The 2,648-nt window shown below is 61.4% G+C and carries 1 protein-coding gene and 1 pseudogene; one reads left to right on the top strand and one right to left on the bottom strand.

The annotated features are described in order from the left end of the window. Window positions 1–993 (bottom strand): annotated as a pseudogene (locus NW846_RS12470) (hypothetical protein); the annotation flags it as partial. A 424-nt stretch (window positions 994–1,417) separates the two neighbouring features. Between NW846_RS12470 and cas6 the strand changes: the two are divergent. Next, window positions 1,418–2,569: a CRISPR-associated endoribonuclease Cas6 gene (cas6, locus tag NW846_RS12465; protein WP_414348499.1), complete on the top strand. Its 1,152-nt coding sequence runs from the start codon at window positions 1,418–1,420 to the stop codon at window positions 2,567–2,569. The last annotated feature ends 79 nt before the right edge of the window (window positions 2,570–2,648 follow it).

Below are 2,648 nucleotides of genomic sequence, written 5' to 3'. Positions count from 1 at the left end.
TATAAGCCCCCGGGCGAGGGCCGGGCGGCGGTGGGGGGTGGCGCGGCGCAGGTAGGGGTGGGTTTCAAAACAGGCGGGATGGGCGCGGCTGGGACGACCGGGATCCGGATTGCCGTTGCGGCGGTGCTGGAAGCGGGCAGCCAGGTGGCCCACCAGCTCGTTGAAACTTTTGCGGGCCTGGAAGCTGGCTTCGCTGCAATCTCCAAAGTAGGCCCTCACCAGAGGGTGGGCCTGGTGTTGGGCCAGCCAGTCCAGCCAGGGGGTGCGCTCGATGGGATCCCGCAGCAGGCCGTAGCGCAGCTCCAGCAGCCGAAAGGCGGATCCCACGGCACAGGCGTTGGCGGTGAGGGTTTCTTCGGTGTAGCGGCGCTCGATGGCCTCGCAGAGGTCGTCCACATAGGCCGCCGGACAGAAGGCCAAGAGGTTGCCGCCGGTGGAGTAGATGAGGAGCTCCGGAATGAGAGCCTGCGCCAAAGCCGGATAGTGCTGCTGCAGCCAGGGCCGAACCCGCCGGTTCACGTAGGCCTCCAGCTCTGCTTGAGACTCCTTCCCCAAGGCTTTCCACCCCAAGTAGGTTTGCTCGGGATCCCCAAAAAAGGCGGGCAGATCCACCAGGTTAATGCGATCCAACAGGGCCGAGGCGCCGCGAATTTCCGGCAGTTTGGCGGACTCGAAGACGTAGCCCTTGATCTTGGTAGCCCCCCCGTAAACCAAGCCGATGCGGCTGGTCTGCCGCCACAGCTCCGGATAGCGCGATTGCAACTCTGCCAAGGTTTTGGGAAAGGTTGTGGCCGCCACGCTCTCCTGAAATTGGCGCACCTGCGCCCAGAGGGGCTGCAGCGCCTCCGGGATCCCGGCTGCGTCGTCGGTGCGGATGGCTGCGCACATCTGCTGCAGAATCGGCAAGGGAAATTGGGGATCCCGCCCTTCTCCCCAGGCCAGGCACCAGGCCAAGGCGATGGGCACGGGGGAGGCAGAGGAGGTAGCGGTCATGGGCAACACCTGGCAAAAAAGAAGATATAGAACGCAGCTGCTGTGCTGGCGGGCAAATCCGGCCCTGACTTTTGACTGGAGCGATCCTTGAACTTCACAAATCCTTCATCAAAACCAAAGGCGCTTCAAAAAGACGGCGTCGGCAATAGCAGCCACGCGGGCAGAGAATCGCAGCCGACAGAGAGAGGCCATGGCAGTGACTGATGGTTGCATTTTGCAGTTCCAGACTGGGAGACAGTATAGGCCGATTTGGATTCATTGCCAACAGATTCAAGACTTTTTTCGGTTGGCCCAGCCAGCGATTTAAAGGTAAAGCAAATTGGAAGGGATCCCTTCTCAAATCCTCTCAAAGGAAAAGTGGCTCTAGGTTGATTTTGGATAGGGGCTGCTATTGACTGGGGATGAGCAGAAATGGGATGGGCCTATGCTGACCAAGTTGAGTTTTTCAGAGCCACCCGTCGCCGGAGCAGAAAACAGCAAGTGGCCGGCGGGATCCGAGCTGGTGGGGATCGCCCTGGAAGTGCAGGCCCCTCAGCCCTACCTGTTGGATCCCCACTATGCTAAGGGGCTGCACGCCTGGTTTTTGGGCGAGGTGCAGCAGATGGATCCGCAGCTATCTGCCTATTTGCACGACGGAGAATCGGAAAAACCCTTTACCCTCTCCCGGCTGATGGGGCCCTTCCGCGAGCAGGGGGGGCGACTGCTGATCCCGCCCCAGATCCCCTTCCGCTGGTCGATCACCGCCCTCAACCCCCAAGTGGTGGAGTGGCTGCGGGAATGGTGCCGACGGCTGCCCCCCTGGCTGGAGTTGCGCGGATCCCCGCTGCAGATTCTGGGATGGAAGGTCTCAGCCCCCCCGCGCACCTATCGTCAACTGCTGGAGCAGCCCCTTGTCCGTCGCTCCTGGAGCCTCTCTTTCATCTCGCCCACCAGCTTTCGCCACCGCGGCCACCATTTGCCGCTGCCGGTGCCTCGCAACCTGTTCCACAGCTATTTGCGCCGTTGGAACGATTTTTCCGGCCTGCCCATCGAGGTAGAACCTTTTCTGGATTGGGTGGATGGGGAAGTGGTCATCCAGCGGCACCGTCTGGAATCGGTCAAAACCACCGCAGGTCGCCAGGGATCCGTGACGGGCTTCGTTGGCTGTGTACAGTTGGCGGTCTCCACCCGCGCGTCTGAACTGTTGCAGCAGCAGCTCCAGGCCCTGATCCACTTCGCCCCCTACTGCGGCACCGGCCACAAAACCCCCTTTGGGCTAGGGCAAACCCGCCTGGGTTGGTTGGCCGAAGAGCTACCCGCCTCCCCTGTCCCTTCCCGGGAAGAGCAGGTGGCCCAGCGGATCGAGGAGCTGAGCGCCCTCTTTCTCAGCCAGCGGCAACGACAAGGGGGATCCCGCGCCGAAAAAACTGCCCAACTGTGGGCGACGATCCTGGCCCGCCGCGAAGGTGGAGAGAGCTTACAACAGATCGCCGCTGATTTGGAGATGCCCTACGAGACGGTGAAGACCTATGCCAAGCTGGCCCGCCGCTCTCTCCAGTCTGGATCCCAGGACTACTCGTCGAGCAGTCTTCCCTAGATGACTTGAGGTACTTTGTTGAGCCTGATACATTCACGCTGAACTCTCCTGAACATGGTTCAGGAAAGAAGCGATCGCA

It is taken from the genome of Synechococcus sp. W60.3, from assembly GCF_047502615.1.
GTDB lineage: Bacteria > Cyanobacteriota > Cyanobacteriia > Thermostichales > Thermostichaceae > Thermostichus.
This window is presented reverse-complemented; position numbering and strand designations above follow the sequence as displayed.

What these genes read in the sequence shown, in the direction of transcription:
- cas6 (WP_414348499.1), top strand. Translation starts at nt 1,418, where the DNA reads ATGCTGACCAAGTTGAGTTTTTCAGAGCCACCCGTCGCCGGAGCAGAA.